The organism is Pseudomonas parafulva (assembly GCF_000800255.1).
Lineage (GTDB): Bacteria > Pseudomonadota > Gammaproteobacteria > Pseudomonadales > Pseudomonadaceae > Aquipseudomonas > Aquipseudomonas boreofloridensis.
The window spans coordinates 703,917-724,569 of the sequence record NZ_CP009747.1; the positions used below are offsets into that span (position 1 = coordinate 703,917).

General features: G+C 69.1%; 17 protein-coding genes. 2 read left to right on the forward strand and 15 right to left on the reverse strand.

Annotated elements, in window-relative coordinates; genetic code table 11:
• Nucleotides 1-67 precede the first annotated feature (67 nt).
• From NJ69_RS03140 to NJ69_RS03155, 4 genes are read right to left on the reverse strand one after another with little or no spacing between them, the layout of a single operon-like run.
• The gene (locus NJ69_RS03140) at nucleotides 68-1,900 is read right to left on the reverse strand and encodes an ABC transporter ATP-binding protein (RefSeq protein ID WP_039576157.1); all 1,833 of its coding nucleotides are present in this window, start codon (nucleotides 1,898-1,900) and stop codon (nucleotides 68-70) included.
• A 55-nt stretch (nucleotides 1,901-1,955) separates the two neighbouring features.
• Entirely contained in the window at nucleotides 1,956-2,513 is a 558-nt protein-coding gene (locus NJ69_RS03145; protein WP_039576159.1) for a peptidylprolyl isomerase, read from the reverse strand.
• On the reverse strand, nucleotides 2,507-3,319 hold the full coding sequence (locus NJ69_RS03150) for an alpha/beta fold hydrolase (RefSeq protein ID WP_039576161.1): 813 nt from the start codon (nucleotides 3,317-3,319) through the stop codon (nucleotides 2,507-2,509). The genes NJ69_RS03145 and NJ69_RS03150 overlap by 7 nt, the downstream gene beginning before the upstream one ends.
• 13 nt (nucleotides 3,320-3,332) lie before the next feature.
• Nucleotides 3,333-4,256: a LysR family transcriptional regulator gene (locus NJ69_RS03155; RefSeq protein WP_039576162.1), complete on the reverse strand. Its 924-nt coding sequence runs from the start codon at nucleotides 4,254-4,256 to the stop codon at nucleotides 3,333-3,335.
• A gap of 48 nt (nucleotides 4,257-4,304) precedes the next feature.
• Between NJ69_RS03155 and NJ69_RS03160 the strand changes: the two genes are divergently transcribed.
• Both NJ69_RS03160 and NJ69_RS03165 read left to right on the forward strand, forming a co-directional pair.
• On the forward strand, nucleotides 4,305-4,619 hold the full coding sequence (locus tag NJ69_RS03160; protein WP_029613683.1) for a hypothetical protein: 315 nt from the start codon (nucleotides 4,305-4,307) through the stop codon (nucleotides 4,617-4,619).
• Nucleotides 4,620-4,727: 108 nt separating this feature from the next.
• A complete protein-coding gene (locus NJ69_RS03165) occupies nucleotides 4,728-5,327 on the forward strand; it encodes an FMN-dependent NADH-azoreductase (RefSeq protein WP_039576164.1) in 600 nt (199 codons plus the stop codon).
• 117 nt (nucleotides 5,328-5,444) lie between these two features.
• On the opposite strand, the gene NJ69_RS03170 is transcribed toward NJ69_RS03165, so the two are convergent.
• The 11 genes from NJ69_RS03170 to NJ69_RS03220 all read right to left on the reverse strand — a co-directional run bounded on the left by NJ69_RS03170 (nucleotide 5,445) and on the right by NJ69_RS03220 (nucleotide 20,649).
• A complete protein-coding gene (locus NJ69_RS03170) occupies nucleotides 5,445-6,503 on the reverse strand; it encodes a hypothetical protein (protein WP_039576166.1) in 1,059 nt (352 codons plus the stop codon).
• Nucleotides 6,487-7,665, reverse strand: a complete 1,179-nt coding sequence (locus NJ69_RS03175; protein ID WP_039576168.1) for an MFS transporter — start codon at nucleotides 7,663-7,665, stop codon at nucleotides 6,487-6,489. The genes NJ69_RS03170 and NJ69_RS03175 overlap by 17 nt, the downstream gene beginning before the upstream one ends.
• Nucleotides 7,662-8,870, reverse strand: coding sequence for an acyl-CoA dehydrogenase family protein (locus tag NJ69_RS03180; protein ID WP_039576170.1), 1,209 nt, complete (start codon nucleotides 8,868-8,870; stop codon nucleotides 7,662-7,664). Before NJ69_RS03180 ends, NJ69_RS03175 begins: the two co-directional genes overlap by 4 nt.
• Nucleotides 8,871-8,873: 3 nt before the next feature.
• A complete protein-coding gene (locus NJ69_RS03185; RefSeq protein ID WP_039576171.1) occupies nucleotides 8,874-10,523 on the reverse strand; it encodes a class I adenylate-forming enzyme family protein in 1,650 nt (549 codons plus the stop codon).
• Nucleotides 10,520-12,319: a CoA transferase gene (locus NJ69_RS03190; RefSeq protein WP_039576173.1), complete on the reverse strand. Its 1,800-nt coding sequence runs from the start codon at nucleotides 12,317-12,319 to the stop codon at nucleotides 10,520-10,522. Before NJ69_RS03190 ends, NJ69_RS03185 begins: the two co-directional genes overlap by 4 nt.
• 71 nt (nucleotides 12,320-12,390) lie before the next feature.
• Complete coding sequence (locus tag NJ69_RS03195) at nucleotides 12,391-12,663, reverse strand: MoaD/ThiS family protein (RefSeq protein ID WP_029613680.1); 273 nt, start codon at nucleotides 12,661-12,663, stop codon at nucleotides 12,391-12,393.
• A 43-nt stretch (nucleotides 12,664-12,706) separates the two neighbouring features.
• Complete coding sequence (locus tag NJ69_RS03200; protein ID WP_039576175.1) at nucleotides 12,707-13,117, reverse strand: Mov34/MPN/PAD-1 family protein; 411 nt, start codon at nucleotides 13,115-13,117, stop codon at nucleotides 12,707-12,709.
• A gap of 10 nt (nucleotides 13,118-13,127) precedes the next feature.
• Entirely contained in the window at nucleotides 13,128-14,300 is a 1,173-nt protein-coding gene (gene moeB / locus NJ69_RS03205; RefSeq protein WP_029613679.1) for a molybdopterin-synthase adenylyltransferase MoeB, read from the reverse strand.
• Nucleotides 14,301-14,483: 183 nt separating this feature from the next.
• Entirely contained in the window at nucleotides 14,484-17,003 is a 2,520-nt protein-coding gene (locus tag NJ69_RS03210) for an aminotransferase class III-fold pyridoxal phosphate-dependent enzyme (protein WP_039576177.1), read from the reverse strand.
• Entirely contained in the window at nucleotides 17,003-19,372 is a 2,370-nt protein-coding gene (locus NJ69_RS03215) for a thiamine pyrophosphate-binding protein (protein ID WP_039576179.1), read from the reverse strand. Before NJ69_RS03215 ends, NJ69_RS03210 begins: the two co-directional genes overlap by 1 nt.
• Nucleotides 19,369-20,649 (reverse strand): MFS transporter, encoded by a 1,281-nt coding sequence (locus NJ69_RS03220; RefSeq protein ID WP_039576181.1) that lies wholly within the window; start codon nucleotides 20,647-20,649, stop codon nucleotides 19,369-19,371. Before NJ69_RS03220 ends, NJ69_RS03215 begins: the two co-directional genes overlap by 4 nt.
• Nucleotides 20,650-20,653: the final 4 nt, after the last annotated feature.

Sequence of the window (20,653 nt, forward strand, 5' to 3'; positions counted from 1 at the left end):
GCGGGGCAAGCCCGCTCCCACACCTGTGGGAGCGGGCTTGTCCCGCGATAGGGCCGGTTAGAACCCCTCAATCCACGCCGACGAACCCGCCTGTCTGGTGATGCCACAGCCGCGCATACAGACCCCGCTGCGCCAGCAACTCGGCATGGCTGCCGCTTTCGACGATGCCCCCCTGCTCCAGCACCACCAGCCGGTCCATGCGCGCGATGGTCGACAGGCGGTGGGCGATGGCGATGACCGTCTTGCCCTGCATCAGCGTCTCCAGGCTTTCCTGGATCGCCGCCTCCACCTCCGAGTCCAGCGCCGAGGTGGCTTCGTCCATGATCAGGATCGGCGCGTTCTTCAGCAGCACCCGCGCAATGGCGATGCGCTGACGCTGGCCGCCGGACAGCTTGACCCCGCGCTCGCCCACATGGGCATCGAAGCCGGTACGGCCCTGGGCATCGGACAATTGCGGGATGAACGCGTCGGCACGGGCGCCGCGCACCGCCTCCCAGACCTCTTCCTCGCTCGCCTCCGGTCGCCCGTACAGCAGGTTCTCGCGGATCGAGCGGTGCAGCAGCGAGGTGTCCTGGGTGATCATGCCGATCTGCGCCCGCAGGCTGGCCTGGTTGACCTGGGCGATGTCCTGGCCGTCGATCAGAATGCGTCCGCCCTGCACGTCGTACAGGCGCAGCAGCAGGTTCACCAAGGTGGATTTGCCCGCCCCGGACGGCCCGATCAGACCGATCTTCTCGCCCGGACGAATGTCCAGGGTCAGCCCTTCGAGCACCTTGCTGCCCTTGCCGTAATGGAAGTCCACGTTGTCGAAACGTACGGCGCCGCGCTCGACCTTCAGCGCCGGGGCGTTCGGCGCGTCGGTGACGGTCACCGGCTGGGCGATGGTCTGCAGACCGTCCTGAACCATGCCGATGTTCTCGAAGATGCCGTTGACCACCCACATGATCCAGCCGGACATGTTGACGATGCGGATCACCAGGCCGGTGGCCAGGGCGATGGCGCCGACGCTGATCAGCGACTGGCTCCACAGCCACAGCGCCAGGCCGGTGGTGGCCACCACCAGCAGGCCGTTCAGCGTGGTGATCACCACGTCCATGCTGGTGATCACCCGCGACGCCAGTTGGGTCTTCTCGGTCTGCTCGGAGATCGCCTCGCGGGCGTACTGCTGTTCGTGGTCGGTGTGGGCGAACAGCTTGAGGGTGGCGATGTTGGTGTAGCCATCGACGATGCGCCCCATCAGCTTGGAGCGCGCGTCGGAGGACACCACCGAGCGCTCTTTGACCCGCGGCACGTAGTACCACAGTGCGGCGATGTAGCCGAAGATCCACGCCAGCAGCGGAATCATCAGCCGCCAGTCGGCCTCGGCGAACAGCACCAGCGAACTGACCGCGTAGATCAGCACGTGCCACAGCGCATCCACCGCCTGCACTGCTGAATCGCGCAGCGAGTTGCCGGTCTGCATGATGCGCTGGGCGATGCGCCCGGCGAAGTCGCTCTGGAAGAAGTTCAGGCTCTGCTTGAGCACGTAGCTGTGGTTCTGCCAGCGGATCAGGCTGGTCATCCCCGGGTTGATGGTCTGGTGCACCAGCAGGTCGTGCAGGCCGAAGAACACCGGCCGCAGCACCAGCACCACCACCAGCATCCAGATCAGCTCGCCGCTGTGGTCGCTGAAGAAGTGGACGTTGGGGGTGCCCTGGGCCAGGTCGATGATGCGGCTCAGGTAGCTGAACAGTGCCACCTCGATCAGCGAGGCGATGAGGCCGACCACCAGCAGGGCGAGGAAGCTCGGCCATACCTGGCGCAGGTAGTACAGGTAGAACGGCCAGACCGTGCTTGGCGGCGCCTCGCTGGGCGCCTCACGGAAGATGTCGATCAGTTGCTCGAAACGGCGGTACAGCATGGGTACTCCTGTCGGTCTCGCGCACAGAGGGCGTCACCTCCCGTGAGACCTGCGATCAATCGATACGTTTGGCCGACTTGATGAAGACCGGATTGGCAGGCACGTCGCGCATGCCTTTCTTCACGGTGGTCGGCGAGTTGACGATCTGGTCGACCACTTCCATGCCTTGGGTGACCTTGCCGAATACGGCATAGCCCGCATCGCGGCCTGGGTTGAGGAAGTCATTGTCGGCGACGTTGATGAAGAATTGGCTGGTGGCCGAGTTCGGGTTCGAGGTGCGCGCCATCGACAGGGTGCCGCGGGTGTTCTGCAGGCCGTTACTGGCTTCGTTCCTGATCGGATCCTGGGTGTCCTTCTGCACCATCTGTTCGGTGAAGCCGCCGCCTTGGACCATGAAGCCCGGAATCACGCGGTGGAAGATCGTGTTGTTGTAGAAACCGCTGTCCACGTAGCTCAGGAAGTTCTTGGTACTGACGGGCGCTTTTTCCGCGTTCAATTCGATGGTGACCTGGCCGAGGCTGGTGTCCAGGAGCACGTGAGGGGTTTTGTCGGACGCCATGACGCTGGTGGCGAAGGCGACCGAGCAGGCAGTGAGCAGGAGTTTCTTCAGCATGGGCGCGATGTTCCTTGAGGGGGAAAATGGGCTGCGAGAAAGCGCAGCAGGGTCTGGTTGAAGACCTCGGGTTGATCCAGCGGCGTAGCGTGCCGCGAATCCTCGATGACCGCCAGCGTCGCATGGGGCATCAGGGCGACGTAGCGTTGCTTGTGCTGCACCGGGGTGTAGTCGTGGTCGGCGGCGATCACCAGGGTCGGACACTCGATGGCGCCGATGCGTTCCTGCACGCCCCAGCCGACGATGGCGTCGAAACTCTTGAGGTAGGCGCGCTTGTCGTTGCGCGCCCAGCGCTGGGCCATGCTGCGGCGCAGCGCGGCCTGTTCAGGCTTGGGAAACAGGCGCGCGGCCAGGCCCTGGCCGACCGTTTCGACACTGAGCAGGCGCGCCAGGCTCCAGCGCTTGGCCCACCACAGCCAGTGTTCCAGGCTGCGCCGCTTGACCTCGGGCGCGCTGTTGACGATGCACAGGCTGCGCAGCCATTGCGGGTGATCGACGGCGAACTGGAAGCCGACCATGCCGCCCATGGAGAGGCCGACGACATGTACCGGGCCACAGCCCAGGTGCTGGAGCAGCGCCAGCAGGTCGTCGCTGAAGGTGGCGATGCGGTAGCCGCTGCGGGGTTTGGCCGACTGCCCGTGGCCGCGCAGGTCCATCAGGATCACCTGGTAGTGCCGGCTCAGCACCGGTACTTGCCGCTCCCAATCCTGGCTGCTCGAACCGAGCCCGTGCAGCAGCACCAGCGGTTCGCCCTGGCCGTGCACCTCGTAGTGCAGACGGCATCCAGCGTGTTCGAAACGGGCCATGGCCGAGGTCCTCTCAGGCTTGTGCGGGGGCGGCGAAGGGCACGTCCAGCGGCGCGGTGTCGAAGTTGCGCAGCAACTCGATGAGGATCTGCGTAGCCGGGCCCAGGGCCTTTTCCTTGCTCGCGTAAAGGTAGAACAGCGGATGACGACTGCCACCCTGATCCAGCGGCAACGGCTTGAGCAGACCTTCCTCGAGTTCGCGCTCGATCATGTGCCGCGGCAGCCAGGCGAAACCCAGTCCGCTGCCGACGAAGGTCGCCGCCGTGCCCAGGCTGCCCACCGTCCAGCGCTGCTCGGCGCCCAGCCAGCCGACGTCGCGCGGCTGGCTGCGCCCGGAATCGCGGATCACCACCTGCAACTGGCTTTCCAGGTCCTGGAAGGTGAGTTGGCGGTTGAGCCGGTGCAGGCTGTGCTCGGGGTGGGCGACGGCGATGAACTCCACCGTGCTCAACTCGGCGCCCAGGTAGCCGGGAATGTTGAAGCTGCTGATGGCCAGGTCCGCGATGCCGTCGTGCAGCACCTCCTCGACGCCCGACAGCACTTCTTCGCGCAGCCGTACACGGCAGCCGCGGCTCTGCGGCATGAAGGCGCTCAGGGCACGCACCAGGCGGGCGCTGGGGTAGGCGGCATCGACCACCAGGCGCACTTCGGCCTCCCAGCCCTGCTCCATGTGGTGGGCCAGGTCCTCGAGTTGGCTGGCCTGCTTGACCAGTTGCCGCGAGCGGCGCAACAGCACGTCGCCGGCCTCGGTGAGCACTGCCTTGCGCCCGTCGATGCGCAGCAGCGGCACGCCAAGTTGCTCCTGCATGCGCGCCACGGTGTAGCTCACCGACGACTGCGAGCGGTGCAGGGCCTCGGCGGCCTGGGCGAAGCCGCCGTGGTCGACCACCGCCTGCAGGGTTCGCCACTGATCCAGGGTCACGCGCGGCGCTTTCATGTTCGGCTCCTGTTGTCCTAAGCTGCGCACTCTCAAGGAGCGCGCACGATGAAAAAATGCCTGGCGATACTGATGTCGTTGCTGCCGATCACGGCGTTGGCCTATCCGATCGAGGTGCAGAAGCAGGTGGACGGCGTGAAGCTCGACTACACCGCCTACGACACCGCCCCTGACATCGGCAGCATCGCCCTGAACAACTATGGCCAGGTGCCTGCCGCCTGCAAGGTGACCTTCAGGAACGGCCCCGAAGCGCCCCGTGTGCGCCGGATCAACGTGCCCGCCGGGCGAAGCGTGGACGTGACGGCGAAATTCAATCGGCAGATCATCAAGCTGCGCATCGACGTCAACTGCCAGGCGGAATGAACGGATTAGTCGATAGATTGCAGCGATTTTTTACGCTTTTTTATCGATAGGTCAAGCATTAGTCTCACCTCCATCGAATCGCAACCGTATTTGCCGATGGAGGCAGCCATGTCCCGCGTACTGATCATCGAAAGCAGCGCCCGCCAGCAGGATTCCGTGTCTCGCCAGTTGACCCGCGAATTCACCCAGCAGTGGCAGGCCGCGCACCCGGCTGACACCCTGGCCCTGCGCGACCTGGCGCTGAACCCGGTGCCGCACCTGGATGCCGACCTGCTCGGCGGCTGGATGAAGCCCGAGGCGCAACGCAGCGCCGCCGAGGTGCAGGCGCTGCTGCGCTCCAACGAACTGACCGACGAGTTGCTGGCTGCCGACGTGCTGGTGCTGGCCGCGCCCATGTACAACTTCACCATCCCCAGCACGTTGAAGGCCTGGCTCGACCATGTGCTGCGCGCTGGCATCACCTTCAAGTACACCCCCACCGGGCCGCAAGGCCTGCTCAGCGGCAAGCGCGCCATCGTGCTGACCGCTCGCGGCGGCATTCATGCCGGCGCCAGCAGCGACCACCAGGAACCCTACCTGCGCCAGGTGATGGCGTTCATCGGCATCCACGACGTGACCTTCATCCATGCCGAAGGCCTGAACATGAGCGGCGATTTCCACGAGCAGGGCCTGAACCAGGCCAAGGCGAAACTGGCGGCGGTTGCCTGAGACGCTGGGGCGAATCCATTCCCAACCCCTGACACCTGTTGCTCCTTTGGGTGTGTCAGCCCGGCCATGCACATGGCCGGGCTTTTTTTATAGCGCTTACTGAATCGCCGCGCGCACCTACCAACCGGCCACGCCGCCGTCGCCCGCCAGCACCTGGCCCTGGGCCCGCAGTGCCTCGATCAGGAAGAACGTCGCGCAGGGCGTCTCCACCAAGTGGGTCTGCTGTGGGCCGATGCGGTAACTGTGGCCCACGAAGCGGCCGCGCTTGACCTCGGGCGACAGCAACCCGCCGATCTGCCGACAGGCCAGTTCGCACCAGGCATTGCGCCCTGGCAGGCATTGCCACAGGCGCAGCAGCGCCAGCGAGGCGATGGCGATGGCGCAGGGGTCCGCCTCGTTGGCGCGCAGGCGCCCGGCGGCGGCCTGGGCGCCCCAGCGCTGGGTCCAGTATTCGCACGCCCGCGCGGCGGCCTCGGCGTATTCGCCGCCGTACCGACCCACGGCCTCGGCCAGGCCCAGCATTGCCCAGGCCTGACCGCGCGCCCAGTGTCCGGGCGCGCTGCGCTGCCAGTGCCCGTCGGCGTGGCGCACGGCCTGGGCGGCCCAGGCGCCTGACGGCTCGGCCAGGCTGTGCAGGCAGCGTTGTAGATGCCGGCGCGCCAGGTCTGCGTGGCTCGCCACGGGGCTGCTGTGCAGCAGCGCCAGGGTCGGGGCCAGGGCATCGACGTCGAGGGTGGCCGCCCCTGGCTCGCCTGCGCCCAGGCCGGTGCCCAGCCACCAACCGCCCAAGCCAGGATCGAAGTCGGCGGCCAGGGCAGCGGCGGCGCGCTCGGCCAATTGCCGCGCCTGTGCGCCTTCCGGGTAGCGGGCGGCCAGGCCGGCGCCGTACCAGAACACGAAGCTGCGGTTGAGGCTGGGTTCGGCCAGTTGCCCGTGCAAACGTTCGCTCCAGGCCTGGGCTTCGGCCAGGTCAGTGGCCTGCCCGCTGAGCCCGGCGCGGCGCCACCACAGGGCAGCCCAGAAACCGCCCAGCCAGGAGCCACGCCGCGACAGCTTCCACGGCGTGTCCGGGGCCAGGCGATACAGCGGGAACTGCCCGTCGCACTGCTGCGAGACCCGCCCCAGCGGCGCCAGCAAAGCCTCGATGATCGCCTGACGCTTACGCTGTTCCGGCATCGCTGCAGCCCTCCTGCGTGCGCCGCGCCCGGTACAGGCTGCGGCACAGTCCGGCGCCCACGCACAGCGCTGCCATCAGCAGTGTCCAGCCTGCCGTGAAACCACCGGGCTGGCGCAGCAGCGCGGCGAACAGCGGCGGTCCGAGTGCGATGCCGCCGAAGAAGCCCAGCGACAGCAGCCCGGCGCTGCCGGCCACGCCACCGAAGCGCGGCTCGCGCAGCAGCATGCTCATCGCCACCGCATTGCTTGCCACCAGACTCAGCCCCATGCCCAGCACGGCGCCCCACAGCGGCCAGAGCCGACCCGGCGCCGCCTGCTGCAACAGCAGCACGGTGACCAGGGCGAACAGGAACAACCCGCCGAGCAGCGCGGTTTCATCGCGCAGCGCCGCGCCCAACGGGGTCAACAGCAGGCGCGAGAGGATGCCGGTGATGCCGAAGCCGCTGATCATCAGCCCGATAGTGGCCGGGGCGACGCCAAGACTGCTCGCATACACGCCAAAGAAGGTGATGAACGCTGACAGGCACAGCCCCGCGCAGCCCTGGATCGCCATCAGCCGCAGCAGCCAGCCGTTGGGCCGCTGCACGCGCAGCGCGGTCTTGGCCGGTGTGGCCGGTGCGGCGATCTGCCGGGCCACCCCCAGCGCCAGCAGCAGCGCCAGCGGTGCCCAGCAGGCCAGCGCCAGGCGCCAGCCCAGCGCTTCGCTGAGCGCCGGCAAGGCAATGCCTGCCAGCAGCGCCGACGCCTGCACCCCGGCCTGCTTGATACCGACCAGGCTGGCCCGTGGCGCATCGGCGGTCTGGGCGATGGCCTGGTTGGTGGCCGGGTTGGCCAAGGCCTGCGCCGCGCCGCAGAACAGCAGCGCCACCACCAGGCCGACGAAGCCCGGCAGCACCAGCACCAGGCTGAACGACAACGCCACCAGCACGAACAGCGCGCGCAGCCCGTTGCGCGAGCCGATGCGCTGCACCAGCGCCCCGGCCCAAGGCGACAGCAGCGCGGCCAGGCCGAAGGCGCTGGTGGTCAGCCAGCCCAGTTGCTGGCGGTCGATGCCCAGGTCGGCGATCAGTTGCGGGCCGAGCACGCCGAGGGCATAGAACACCATCATCGGCAGGCCCATGGCGCAGGTGAGCAGGGCCGCCAGCGGCACGTGCCGGTTCATGGCGCCCCCTTGCCGTGCAGGTGCACGGAGGGCGCCAAGGCATCGAAGGCCACACCGGGTTGCGTGGCCTCCAGCAGATCGCGGCCCAGGGTGCTGATCAGTGCATCGTCGGTGCCGTCGAGGATGTGCGTGGTGCGCGCGCCGCGATAGATGCCCGACAGCGGCGACAGCTCGCTCAGGCCCTCGGCGCCCGTCACCTGGATCGCCGAGTCCACCGCCAGCGACAGCGCTTCGCTGGCCGCCAGCTTGGCCAGGTTGACCTCGATGGCGTTGGCCTGGCCACGGTCGAACTTGGCCGCCGCATCCTGCAGCAGGCCGCGTGCGCTGGCGATTTCACGAAAGCTGCGGTACACCCGGGCGCGCACCAGTTGCTTGTCGGCCAGCCGTGCCTGGGCGCCGCGCGGCGAGTGTACCCGTGCGCACAGCGCGTCGAAGCAGCGCTGGGCCAGGCCCAGCCAGTGCGCCGCGCGCAGCAGGCGGCCCAACCCCAGGCGCTGCTGCATCAGCGCCAGGCCCTGGCCCGGTGCGCCCAGCACCTGGTCGGGCTGCACCCGCACCGCTTCCAGGTGCACCTCGCCCTGACCCTGCTGGCGACCGAGCAGTGCCAGCGGCCGGACGAAGCGAAACCCTGGACTGTCGCAGGGCACCACCAGCATCGACAGCGCCGACGGCAACGGACCGTCGTCGGTGCGGGCGATCACAGTGGCGAAGTCGGCGCGCTCGGCGCGGCAGATGAACCACTTGCGCGCCGTCAGTTGCCAGTGGTCGCCTTGCCAGTGCGCCCGGCTGTTGAGCGTGGCCGGGATCGAGCCGATGCTGTCTGGCTCGGACATCGCATAGCAGGGCACTTGTTCGCCGCGCACCAGCGGCAGGTAGAAGCGCTCGCGCAGGCTCGGGTTGGCGTGGCGGGCGAGCATGTGGCAGTCCAGCGTGGCGTCGCAGCCCAGCAGCGCCGGGGCGAATTCGCTGCGTCCTTCCTCGGCGGCCACGGTCAGGTAGTCCACCAGGCTGGCGACCCGGCCGCCGTCGGCCACGGGATAGAAATTGCCGAACACGCCCTCGGCCTTGGCCTGAGCCTGCAACTGGGCCGTCAACCGCGCCGCCGCCGCATCGCAGCGGCCCAGCTCGGCCTCGCGCGGCAGCACCTGCTGCTCGACGAAGTGGCGCACCCGCTGCGCCAGGTGGGAGACATTCTCGCAGGTCATGGCTCAGCCCACCTGCCGCACGGGCTCGGCCAGGCCGGCAGCGTCGGCGGCCAGGGCGCGTTTGTCGACCTTGCCGGCCGGCGTCAGCGGCAGGTGGCGGTAGAAGCGCAGGTACTCCGGCAGCTTGTTCACCTCCAGGCCCTGTTCGCGCAGGAACCCGGTGATGTCCTGCAAGGCGAAGCGCTGCGCGCCTTCGCGCAGGGTCACGCACAGGCACACGCGCTGGCCCAGGTCCGGGTCGGGCACCGGCACGCAGGCGACGCTGACCACGTCCGGGTGCGCCATGGCCAGCCCTTCGATCTGCACCGGGCTGATGTTGGCGCCGCCGCGAATGATGATGTCTTTCTTGCGCCCGGCCAGTTTCAGGTAGCCCGCCGGATCGATGAAGCCCAAATCTCCGGTGCGTACCCAGCCCTCGGCGTCGCGGTAGCGCTCGTCCAGTTCCGGCGCGTTGACGTACTGCATGGGGCTCAGTGGCCCGCGCGCGGTGATTTCGCCGACGCTGCCAGGCGGCACCTCGCGGCCCAGGTCATCGACGATGCGGATCTCGCACACCGCCGGATTGGGTTTGCCGACGCTGCCCAGCACCACCTCCAGCGGGTCGTCCAGGGTGTTGTGGCAGTTCACCCCGTCGGCCGAGCCGTAGAGGCTGATGAAGCCGCAGCCGAAGGCCTCGGTGCAGCGCAGCACGGTGGCCTCGTCGATCACCGAACCGCCGCAGATCAGCCCGCGCAGGCTGGACCTGTCGATCTCGGCCAGGGCCGGGTCGGCGGCGATGCGCTGGAGCATGGTCGGCACGCCGAGGATGAAGCTCGGGCGCAGGCGTTCGATGGCCTTGATCGCCTCGCTCACCTCGAAGCGCGGCAGCACCACCAGCGAGCCGCCCAACCAGCTGAGCACGCCGAAGGTCGCCGTGGAGCCGAACGAAGAGCCCAGCGGCACCAGGTACAGGCCCCGGAACTCGGCGCCGTCGTCGCTGATGCGTTGCAGGAAGCGGCCGCGTCCGCCGATCAGCGCGTTGTGCGAGTAGGCCACCAGTTTCGGCTCCGACTCGGTGCCCGAGGACACCAGCAGGCGCACCGGCGAATCCGGGCACACCCGAGGCAGGCTGGTGCTGTCGATGGGCGTGTGCTCGAACAGCGCGTCGAGGGTCGACCAGCCCGCGCGTGGCGCGCCGTCGACGATCAGAAAGCGCAGCGACAACAGGGTCGGGCGCAGCGACTCGATCACCTCGCACAGGTCGATGTCGGCGTACTGCGCCGGCACGATCACCGCCCGCGCATCGCAGCGGCGCACCAAGGCCTGGATGTCCAGCTTGCCGCGCCCCGGCGGGAAGGGCGCGACGATGGCGCCCAGCGCGGCCACCGCCAGGTCGATGGCGCAGCAGCGCCAACTGTTGCTCAACTGATAGGCCACCACATCGCCCGCGACGATTCCCGACTGGCGCAGACTGCCGGCCAGGCGCAGGGCCGCGCCGAGCAGTTCGGCGTAGCTGACGTGGCCCTCCGGCGACAGCACCGCGGGTTTGTCCGGCGTCTCGCCGGCGCGCTCGCGGAACAGGTCGAACACATCGCGGTTCGGGTAGCTGCCGTCTTCGCGCCAACGACGACGGGCGTTCTGGGGTACCAGGTCAATGATGCCGGCGGTGTTCATGTGAAACTCCACGGTGATTGAACGGATCGGTAGGTGCGCTGGCCGAAGCAGTCGGCCAGGCGTGGGTCGTTGGCCAACGCGGCCAGGTCTTGATGCACGCGGCTGGCGGGAATCCCGGCCTGTTGGCAGCGTCGTTGCCAGTGTTCGGCATCGGCGCTGGCCAGGCGTCGTGGCAGGTCCTGGGCCTCGCAGGGGGCGCCGAGCAACTGGTCGAGGGCGTGTCGCTGGGCGCGGGTCTGGCAGTCCACCGCCAGCAGGCCGTGGCCGGTCTCGAACACGCCTTGCAGCAGGCTCGGCGGGTTGGCGCTGTCGCTGGCCAGCAGCAGGTCGGCGGCGCCGAGCAGGGTGCTCTGCACCTGGCTGCCGCGTGCGTGCAGGCAGCGGTCGAGCAGGGCGGCGCAGACGCCTTGGGCGCTGATCACCCCGCCCAGCACATCGAGTGCGGTGAACAAGGTGCCGCCGCGCGTGCCACTGGCGCGGGCGATGCGCTCGGCCACGCCAGACCAGGCCTGTACGGTGAAGTCGGTGCCCGGCGCCTGCACGGCGGCGTCGCCCCAGCCGCCGGCATAGGCATGCACCAGCGACGGGTGCCGCGCGTGCAGGTCGGCGGCGTCCAGGCCCAGCTCGGCGGCCTTGCCCGGCGCCCAGTTGTGCAGGAACACGTCGGCCTCGGCGCACAGCGCGTCGATTTCGGCGCGGCCGGCGGCGGACTTGATGTCCACCTCGCGCACCGACTTCAAGTGATTGAGCGCATCGAAGCGCACCGAGCAGCCGTCGGCGCACGGCGGCATATTGCGTAGCGGATCCCCGCCCGGCGGCTCCAGGCGAATGACCTCGGCGCCGAGCAGCGCCAGCAGGTGGCCGGCCAGCGGGCCTTGGATGCGCCGGCACGACTCCAGCACGCGAATGCCCTGTAACGGCAGCGCGCCGGGCACGGTGGTGGACCGTGCCAGCGCTTGCGGCCCGGGCGTCAGGCGCCAGGGGCTGGACAGGCTGGCACGGTAGTCGGCGTCGGCCTGGCGCTGCGCCGGGCTGCGCAGGGGCACCAGCGCCACACCGCTGGCCTGCGCCTGGGCCTGGATCCGCGCCAACGGCAGGGCGGCCAGTGCGTCCAAGCATTCGGCGGGCATCGCTGCCACGGCCCTGGCATAGCGCAGCAGAAAGTGCTGCCAGGCTTTGCCTGCAAGGCTGTCGCTGATACCGAGCGCGCGCCAGAAGTGCCGCCACGGTTGGCTGTCGAGGGTTTCCAGTTCGAAGGCCGCGCCCTCCAGCGACACGAACGGCGGCCGGGCGAAGGCATCGTCCTGGCCGGGCAGCAATCGCTCGGCGTCCTCCGGCGCGGTGGCGCCCGCCAGGTACTGGCCGATGCTCAACAGCGCACCGCGCGCAGGGTCCAGGGTGACGCTATGGAAACGGCCGCCGCGCAGTTGGCCGACGGCGGCGGCCAGCGTGGCCTGCCAGGCCAGCGCTGCGTTCAGGCTGGCCAGGTAGTTCACCCCCAGTGCCTGCGCTCGGCCACTGGCGCGACCATGCACCGACATCAGGCCGCAGGCGGCCTGCAGGGTGAACTCGCTGGTCAGCTCCAAGGGCAGTGCAGTGGGCATCGCCAAGTGCGTGTGCAGCGGTTGCAGATCGGGGTGCAGCAGCTGCAGTGCCGGCCCTTCGGCCAGGCCGTCGAGCGAACGCAGGCCAAGGCACTCGCCGTGCTGCTGCAGGGCGCGGCTCAGGCCCTGCCAGGCAGGCAGGGAGGGGCCGCTGCGCCAGCGCAGGCTGGCGTCATCGAGGATACGGGGCATGGGCGGATCTCGCGGACAGGGGACGGGCGAGCAGGCTTCGCGGGCGTACCCGCGAAGGGCTGGAGGGCGCTTCAGCCGCCAGCGACGGCCGGCAGTACGGTCAGCTGATCGCCCGGACGGGTCGCCGTGGCCAGCCCGTCGGCGAAGCGGATGTCGTCATCGTTGACGTAGATGTTGACGAAGCGGTGCACCTGGTCATCGTTGACCAGCCGCGCCTTGAGGCCGGGGAAGCGGCTGTCCAGGTGCTCGATGATGTGGCGCACCGTGTCGCCCTCGGCCTGAACCTGTTTCTGCCCTTCGGTGAGCGGGCGCAGCAGGGTGGGAACCATCACTGAAACCGACATGCGAATCTCCTTCTTTGCGTGTGGGGCCGCCGTGGCGACCGGTTCATGGCTGGACGGACAGCGGTTCCTCGAACACCCGCCCGTCGATGATGCGAAAGCTGCGCGCCGCATGCCGGGCCTCGGCCCAGGTCGAGACGATCAGGTAATGCACCTGGCCGTCGCTGGCATGGGCGATGTCCTCGCGGCTGGGCCAGGCTTCGCTGGCGGTGTGCGAGTGGTAGATCACCCGGCAGTCCTCGTCGCGCTGGTCCAGCTCGCGCCAGACCTGCAGTTGCTCGCGCGGATCGAAGCTGAACCAGGTCGGGCTGGCCGCCTGGTTGCGCAGCGGGACCACGCGCCGGGCCAAGGCCTGGCCACTGGCGGCGGCGATCAGGCCGCAGGCTTCGATCGGATGCGCGGCGCGGGCCAGGCGCTGAACCTCGGCCAGCGCCTGGGCGCTGATGCGCAGAACCATGTGGCTGTCCTCAATAGCTCGGCAGGGCCGGCTCGACGTCACGCACCCAGGCCAGCACGCCGCCTTCCAGGTCGCGCACCTTGCCGTGGCCCAGGCGTTGCAGGTCGCCGGCCACCGCGCGCGAGCGCATGCCTGACTTGCAGGTGATCACCAGGTCGGTGTCGTGGCCGTAGCGCTCGACGATCTGCGCCGCCACCTGCTCGGACTTGGGCATGAGCACGGCGCCGTCGATGCGCACGATGTCCCATTCGGTCGGCTCGCGGACATCGATGATCACCGGCGCGCGCCCGGCGTCCTGCAGCGACTTGAGCTGCACCGCGCTGATCGCCGGCACCCGCGGCGCGTCGCTGGCCGCCGGCCGGTTCAGGCCGCACAGCGCCTGGTAGTCGCCCAGGGCGGTGACCGCCTGGCGTTGCGGCAGGCGCCGCAGGGGCAGTTGGCGATAGCTCATCTGCAGCGCGTCGTAGACCATCAGGCGGCCCAGCAGCGGCTCGCCGATGCCGGTCAGCAGCTTGATCGCCTCGGTGGCCATGATCGAGGCGATGGCCGCGCAGAGCACGCCGAGCACGCCGCCTTCGGCGCACGAGGGGGCCAGTTCCGGCGGTGGCGGCTCGGGGTACAGGTCGCGGTAGTTGAGGCCGCGACCGTCGGGTGCGTTTTCCCAGAACACCGAGGCCTGGCCTTCGAAGCGGAAGATCGAGCCCCAGACGTAGGGCTTGTCGGCCAGGATGCAGGCGTCGTTGACCAGGTAGCGGGTGGCGAAGTTGTCGGTGCCGTCGAGGATCAGGTCGTAGCCGCTGAACAGCTCCACGGCCATGTCCGCTTCCAGGCGCTCGGTGTGGGTGCGCACCTTCACCAGTGGGTTGAGGCGGGCGATGGCCTGGCGTGCGCTTTCCACCTTGAGCTCGCCCAGGTTGTCGACGGTGTGGATCACCTGGCGTTGCAGGTTGGACACATCGACCCGGTCGAAGTCGATCACGCCCAATGTGCCGATGCCGGCCGCGGCGAGGTAGAGCAGGGTCGGCGAGCCCAGGCCGCCGGCACCGATGACCAGCACCTTGGCGTTCTTCAGACGACGCTGGCCGATGACGCCGATGTCGGGAATCAGCAGGTGGCGGCTGTAGCGGTTCACTTCTTCGCGGCTGAGCTCGGCAGCGGGCTCGACCAGAGGCGGTAGGGTCATATCGCTTTCTTCCATTCAGTAGATACGAACTGGAACCATTTTCAATTGCGGCGACCGTCGATTCAATCCGTTGGTGGGGCCGATTCGTATGGCAAAGCGCGGGAAAACTATGGGGTTCGGTGGGCGGTGCTGCTGGGTCGTGTTGGGGGCTGCTGCGCAGCCCCGAATGCCTCACCCAAGGCCTTACGACTGGAACGTCGCCAAGTCCTCGCACACGGCGGCGAACGCGGCGAGGAAGTGGTCGGCCTCCTCGCGGCTGAGCACCAGCGGGGGCTGGATGCGCATCACCCGGTTGTTGTTGGCGGTGACGAAGGTGAGCACGCCGTGCTCCTGGGACAGCTTGGTCATGAAGCGCAGCACGAACATGTCCTCCAGGCTCTGCTCCACCGCCTCGGCGGCCGCTTCGAGATGCGCGCGGGCAGCGCCGGAGAGCATGCGGTAGGTGGCCATGGCCTGGCCGGGGATGCGCCCGGCCAGTTCCTTGACCAACGCCTGCACGCCGCCCTGCAGATCCTGCTGGAACTCGATGGCCAGCATCAGCCCGCGGCCACGCACCGCCACCAGGAACGGATAGCGCTCGACTAAGTGCTGCAAGCCGGCCTGCAGGTGCGCGCCGATCTCGGCGGCATTGGCGGTCAGGTCGTCCTGCTCCAGCACGTCCAGCGCGGCCAGGGCGGCGGCGGCGGCGAAGTTGCCGCCGCCGAAGGTCGAGGTGTGCAGGGCGAAGCGGTCGATGTCGCCGTAGGCCCGCTGCCACACCGCCTCGCGCGACAGCGTGGCGCCAATCGGCACCAGCCCGCCGGACAGCGACTTGGACAGCACCAGGATGTCCGGCGCGGTGTCGTCCCACTGGCAGGCGAACAGCTTGCCGGTACGGCCCAGGCCGGTCTGGATCTCGTCGAGGATCCACAGGCAGTCGAATTCGTCGCACAGCGCGCGGACCCCGGCCAGGTAGCCCGGCGGGGGCAGGATCACGCCGCCTTCGCCCTGGATTGGCTCGACGATGAAGGCGGCCACATCGCCGCGTTCCAGGCGTGTGCGCAGCGCCTGGAGGTCGCCGAACGGCAGGCTTTCACAGCGCGGCAGCAGCGGCTCGAACGGCGTACGGTGCTTGGCCCGGCCGGTCACCGACAGCGCGCCGAGGGTCTTGCCGTGGTAGCCGTTGTCGCAGTACAGCACGCAGCGTTTGTCGCTGGCCGCCAGCGCCAGCTTGAGCGCGGCCTCCACCGCTTCGGTGCCGGAGTTGCTGAAGAACACCCGATTCAGCTCGCCCGGCGCCAGGGCCGCGAGGCGCTTGGCCAACAGGCTGGCATGCAGCGGCGCGGACAGGTACTGGATGAAGGTGGGGAACTGCGCCTGCAGGTAGCCTTGCAGGGCCTGGCTGATGGCCGGGTGGTTATGCCCGGTGTTGAGGCAGCCGTAGCCGGCGACGAAATCCAGGAAACGTCGCCCGTCCAGGTCGGTGAGCCAGCAGCCCTCGCCATGGCTGAACACCCGCTCGATATGGTTGAACTGGTAGAACTCGCGCAGCACCGGGTTGATGTGATCGGCGAAGCTGTTCAGCACTTCGCGGCGCAGGGCCAGCGGTTCCTCGTGCGCATCGCGGGCTTGCAAGGTGCGACGCGGGTGGTGGTGGCGGTGCAGGCGGTCGAACGCCTCGCTGCCGAGCACCTCGCCTTCGCAGGTCATCGGCGAGGGGCTGAAACCGTGGCGCTCGGCGATGCGGCCGATCTCCAGCACCTTGTCCACCGGCAGCTCGCGGCCCAGGGAGAACGGTTCGGCGCGGCCTTCCAGGGCCAGGATCATGGTTTCGGCCAGGCAGCCATTGAGGCTGCGCTTGGGCTCCAGGCCCAGGCTGCGCAGGCCCAGGTGCACGGCGGGGCTGGCCGAGACCAGGCCGGCGTCCACCAGCAGGATGTCGCGGCGCTGGTGGTCCACCGCCATCACGTCCTTGGGCAATGCGGCGTCCAGCACCACCGAGCCCGGCAGCAAGCGACGCGGGTCGATCAGGCCGCCGCTGGAGGTGGCGGCGACGTAGAAGCGCACCTGGGCGTAACAGTCTTCGAGGTTGTCGTGCAGGCTGACCTGGGCGTGGTACTGGCTGGGCAGGTATTCCAGGTGCGCCTGGGCTTGCTGGGCATTGCCCCGGTGCACCAGGCGCAAGCGGCAGCCCTGTTCGACCAGCAAGCGCGCCACCGCCAGGGCGATGGAGCCGGGATAGCCGAGCACGGCCACTTCGGCGTCCTGGGCGGCGATGCCCAGCAACCTGAGGCTGTCCATCAGGTTGGCATAGGCGGCGAAGGCGGTCAGCGAGTTGCCGGTGGTCACGGCCACGTCAGCCTGCTCCAGGGTGGCCACGCCACGGTTGCCGACGATCGCGGTGAAGCCGCCCAGGCCCACCAGCTCGGCGCCTTCGGCCTTGAGCGCGGCCACGCCCTGGAGTACACGCTCGGCAATGGCCCGTGGCTGGCGCAGCATCTGCTCGGCGGTCAGCGGCATGAACTGCAGCATCCCCGAGCACTCGGCGCCACAGGCGCTGACGATGCGGCCGAAGTCGATGAACGGCACCAGGTTGCGGCGCTGCCAGCGTTCGCGCTGGTAGCCCCAGGCCTGTTCTTCCAAGGTGCGGTCGAGCAGGTCGACCAGCTTGACCTGATGCAGCAGGCCGGTGGAGGTGGGGTGGGCAATGAATCCGAATTTCATCAGCAGTTTTCCATGTTCAGGCGGCTCCAGGCCGTTTCCGAGACCAGGCTCAAGCCATCGCCCTCGGAGTTGTGGCCGAGCCAGACGTCGAAGAAGTTGAGGCGTCCCGGCGCGCTCAGCGCCTGGCGCAGGGTGTCGGGGCAGAAGTGCAGCAGGCGTGCGCGGCAGATGCTGATCGGGCCGAAGGCGCGCTCCTGCCACAGCGGTCCGTCGGCCAGGGGCACGTTGACCTGGCTGGCGCCGTGGCAGGCGTAGCGCTTGTCCAGGTAGGTCTGGATCATCGACAGCACACCGTTGGCCAGGTACATCACCGTGACGTTGCGCTGGGCGCCATCGGCGGCGCTGGCCAGGCTCATGGCCAGGCGCTGCTCGATGTCCGGCACCAGCGCGCGGGCGCCGTCGCCGATGAAGGCCAGCACATGCCGGCCGTCGTTGCGGGCGATGTACGGCAGCGACACCAGCGCATCGCCCATCAGTGCCCGGCCGTACCAGCCGGAAAAACCGGCGTCGGTACGCGGCAGGTTGCGCAGCGCCGAGAGGCTGCAGCGGCCGACGTCGAAGACGCCGGTATAGCGGTAGCCGTCGCGCTCGATCATCTCGCCGAGCAGTTGGCCGAGGCGGTGAAAGAAGAAGTTGGGCGTCATCGGCAGGGTTTCGATCTGATCGCTGGGCAGCACTTCGCGGGTGCGTTGCAGGCGCTGCAAGCGTTCGCGGCGCGCCTTGAGCAGCGTCGGCGGGACGGCCAGGCGCGGTTCGAGGTAGTCGAGCACGGTGTCCAGGCCGAGGGTGACCGGCAACTCGCAGAACGGTGCGATGTGCTCGGCTTGGCGGTTGATCTGCACGATGTGGAACAGGCGTTGCAGACGGCCTTCGGAGTAGGGCGTGGCCGACTGGTCGATCTTGCTTTTGACGAACACCAGCCAGGGCTTGTCCGGCGTGTCCTCGGGCTGTTCCAGAAAGGCATGCACACGGCGGCTGAAGCCGTACATCGACAGCGGACCGAGGTAGTTGGCCACCGGTTCCTGGTCCTGGTAGGCGCACACGCTGCCGGGGGCGACGAGGCTGTCGGCCAGGGCGATGCCGCTGCGCCGGGCCAGCTCGACCACGCGCTGGCGCTCGCGGGCGTCGAGCCGGCCACATTGCCAGAGCACGCGCGAAGGGGCGTGGTTGAGCACCTCCAGCAGTTGTTCGAGGCTGGCCTGCTGCTGCGCGCTCAGGCCATGGGCGGCGGGCTCGATGGGCGCGGGTGGCGCGGGCTGCTCCACCGCCGCGCGCGACTCCAGCACCGCTTGAGTGGCGAACAGAAAGGTCGGTGCCGGGCGCTGCGCCAGGGCCTCGAAGGCCTGTTCGACACAGGCCGGGGCTTCGTCGGGACGGCGTATGAAGCGCTGCCACAGGCCACGGGCGGCGATCACCTGGTGGCCGTCGTTGTCCGCGTCCAGGCTGCCCTGGAAGGCGAACCACACCGATTCGGGCGAGTCGGCGCAGATCACCAGGCCCGGCGCACCGGCGCGCTTGAGATTGGCCAGGGTGCCGCGCATCTCGTCGAGCATCCCCGAGGTCATCACGATCACATAGGCGCGCTGGTACAACTGCCAGCCGGCCAGGGCGCTGACCGCCAGGGCGTGCTCGTTGCAGGCGCTGTGGAAACCGCAGGCGGTGGGCCGCAGCAGCTCGCCGAGCGAGTCTAGAAAGCCGGCGACCATGGAGCCGGTGAAGAAATGGCAGTCCCAGGCCTGGCCCCAGCGTTGGGTCATGCGCTGCTGGATGTCGCGGGCCAGCGCCACCGGCTCGCTGGTCTGCAGTGTGGTGCGGGCCAGCAGGCGGTTGCAGTAGGCGTGTTCCAGGTGGTCGACGAACAGGCGCAGCAGGTCGGCGCGGCGCAGCGCCGGGTCGGGGTGGGGCACGCGCAGCAGGCGGTTGCCGCCCAGCCGTTCGAGCCAGTGCTGCAGGTGCTGCGGGTCGCACAACAGCACGGCGCTGCTGGGCGAGCGCCGGGCCTGGGGTTGAGCGTCGAGCAGCGCGTGCAGTGGGTCATGTGCGGGTTGCTGGGACAGATGGCGGGTGTCGAGCAGCACGTGATCGCATGGGCAGGCCGAGGGCAGCGCGGCGTGGGCCTGGGCGAGGTCGTCGAAGGCCAGCAGTTCCAGCGCCAGGGCGCCTTCGCCGGCTTGCTGGCGCAGGTACGCCTCGGCCTGGCCCGCCACCTGGCGGTACAGGCTGTCCAGGTGCGCGTCCGGCCAATGCTGGCTGGCCAACGGGGTCTCATGGCCCAACCAGTGGTTGAGCCGGTCGAGCACGGCGCTGACATCGGCCCGCAGCGCGGGGTCGCGGCTGATCAGGCAGATGCCGTAGCGGTGTGGCTTCATGGTTTGCCCTCCAGAGCGATGGCGGTGACACCGGGGGCGGCGTCATCGGGGGTGTGCAGCAAGGCGTCGGTGCTGCGGGCGATGCTGTGGCGCACCCGCCAAGCCAGCAGCAGGGCCAGCAGCAATCCGCCGCACAGGCTGGCGAGCAGGCCGCCGTAGCCCAGGCGGTCGAGCAGCAGGCCGGCGAGCACCGGCGCTGCCAGGCGGGTGATGACGAACAGGCTCGATTGCAGGCCGTAGTCGCTGGCGCTGCGCTGCTGGCGGCTGAAGAACAGGGTCAGGCCGAACATCAAGGCCGACACGGCGCCCATGCCCACGGCCAGCAGCAGTGCGCCGGCGATCAGCCACGCCGTACCCAGCCGCAGCCATACCGCCAGGCCCAGCACCAGCAGGGCGAGCAGGGCGCTCGACAGGTACAGGACGATGGCCCGCGCGGTGCCCAGCACGCCGATCAGCCGACCGCCGAGCAGGCTGGCCAGCGCACCGAGGGCGCCACCGGCGATGCCGACCACCCAGGCTACCTGTTCCAGGGCCAGGCCTTGGTCGAGCAGCAGTGGCTTGAGGTACAGCCAGGCCGCGCCGATGAACGGAAATGCGCTGAGCAGCAGCCAGGTCCACTGGCGCGCGGCCGGTTGGCTGAAGAAACTCGCCCAGTCGGCCATCACCCCGGGCGCCGCGGAGGGCTGCGCGGGCGCGCTGGGCAAGCGTCGTCCGACCCATAGCAGCACCAGCACGCCGAGCCCCAGCGCCGTGCCCATGATCGCGAAAGGCGCCTGCCAGCCCAGGCGCGCCTGCACCAGCAGCATCGCGCCGCCGCCGACGATGGCACCGACGAACAGCGCGGCAGCGCGAATGCTGCCGGCGCGCACCTGCTCGCGGCGCGGCAGCCAGTGCACGGCCAGGGCATTGAGCGGGATGTCCATCCAGGTGGCGATGAGGCTGATGGCGAACGTCATGGCGAACAGTGCCAGGCGCTGGTCGATGAGGTTGTCGCGGGCGATCAGCGCGTACAGCCCGATCAGCGCCACGCTCAGCACCAGCAGCCAGCGTTGCAGGGGGGCACGGCTCAGGCGCACGCGCTGTACCGGCACCGCCAGCAGGAACTTGAACACCGCCGGCAGCCCGGCCAGTTGGAACAGCCCGATCTCGGTGCCGCTCCAGCCGTATTGGCGCATCACCAGTGGCAGGCCGAACATCAGGTAGATGCTCGGCACCGCCAGGGCTAGGTTGAGCCAGCCGAACAGCAGTTGCAGCGCAGTGAGGCGGGCGCGGGTCATGGCA

Excerpts from the sequence above, each read along its gene's own strand:
- NJ69_RS03155 (WP_039576162.1), bottom strand. The coding sequence starts at position 4,256 with ATGAAAGCGCCGCGCGTGACCCTGGATCAGTGGCGAACCCTGCAGGCG.
- NJ69_RS03170 (WP_039576166.1), bottom strand. The coding sequence starts at position 6,503 with ATGCCGGAACAGCGTAAGCGTCAGGCGATCATCGAGGCTTTGCTGGCG.
- NJ69_RS03175 (WP_039576168.1), bottom strand. The coding sequence starts at position 7,665 with ATGAACCGGCACGTGCCGCTGGCGGCCCTGCTCACCTGCGCCATGGGC.
- NJ69_RS03200 (WP_039576175.1), bottom strand. The coding sequence starts at position 13,117 with ATGGTTCTGCGCATCAGCGCCCAGGCGCTGGCCGAGGTTCAGCGCCTG.
- NJ69_RS03165 (WP_039576164.1), top strand. The coding sequence starts at position 4,728 with ATGTCCCGCGTACTGATCATCGAAAGCAGCGCCCGCCAGCAGGATTCC.
- NJ69_RS03160 (WP_029613683.1), top strand. The coding sequence starts at position 4,305 with ATGAAAAAATGCCTGGCGATACTGATGTCGTTGCTGCCGATCACGGCG.
- NJ69_RS03190 (WP_039576173.1), bottom strand. The coding sequence starts at position 12,319 with ATGCCCCGTATCCTCGATGACGCCAGCCTGCGCTGGCGCAGCGGCCCC.
- NJ69_RS03145 (WP_039576159.1), bottom strand. The coding sequence starts at position 2,513 with ATGCTGAAGAAACTCCTGCTCACTGCCTGCTCGGTCGCCTTCGCCACC.
- NJ69_RS03210 (WP_039576177.1), bottom strand. The coding sequence starts at position 17,003 with ATGAAATTCGGATTCATTGCCCACCCCACCTCCACCGGCCTGCTGCAT.
- NJ69_RS03185 (WP_039576171.1), bottom strand. The coding sequence starts at position 10,523 with ATGAACACCGCCGGCATCATTGACCTGGTACCCCAGAACGCCCGTCGT.
- NJ69_RS03220 (WP_039576181.1), bottom strand. The coding sequence starts at position 20,649 with ATGACCCGCGCCCGCCTCACTGCGCTGCAACTGCTGTTCGGCTGGCTC.
- NJ69_RS03215 (WP_039576179.1), bottom strand. The coding sequence starts at position 19,372 with ATGAAGCCACACCGCTACGGCATCTGCCTGATCAGCCGCGACCCCGCG.
- NJ69_RS03140 (WP_039576157.1), bottom strand. The coding sequence starts at position 1,900 with ATGCTGTACCGCCGTTTCGAGCAACTGATCGACATCTTCCGTGAGGCG.
- moeB (WP_029613679.1), bottom strand. The coding sequence starts at position 14,300 with ATGACCCTACCGCCTCTGGTCGAGCCCGCTGCCGAGCTCAGCCGCGAA.
- NJ69_RS03195 (WP_029613680.1), bottom strand. The coding sequence starts at position 12,663 with ATGTCGGTTTCAGTGATGGTTCCCACCCTGCTGCGCCCGCTCACCGAA.
- NJ69_RS03180 (WP_039576170.1), bottom strand. The coding sequence starts at position 8,870 with ATGACCTGCGAGAATGTCTCCCACCTGGCGCAGCGGGTGCGCCACTTC.
- NJ69_RS03150 (WP_039576161.1), bottom strand. The coding sequence starts at position 3,319 with ATGGCCCGTTTCGAACACGCTGGATGCCGTCTGCACTACGAGGTGCAC.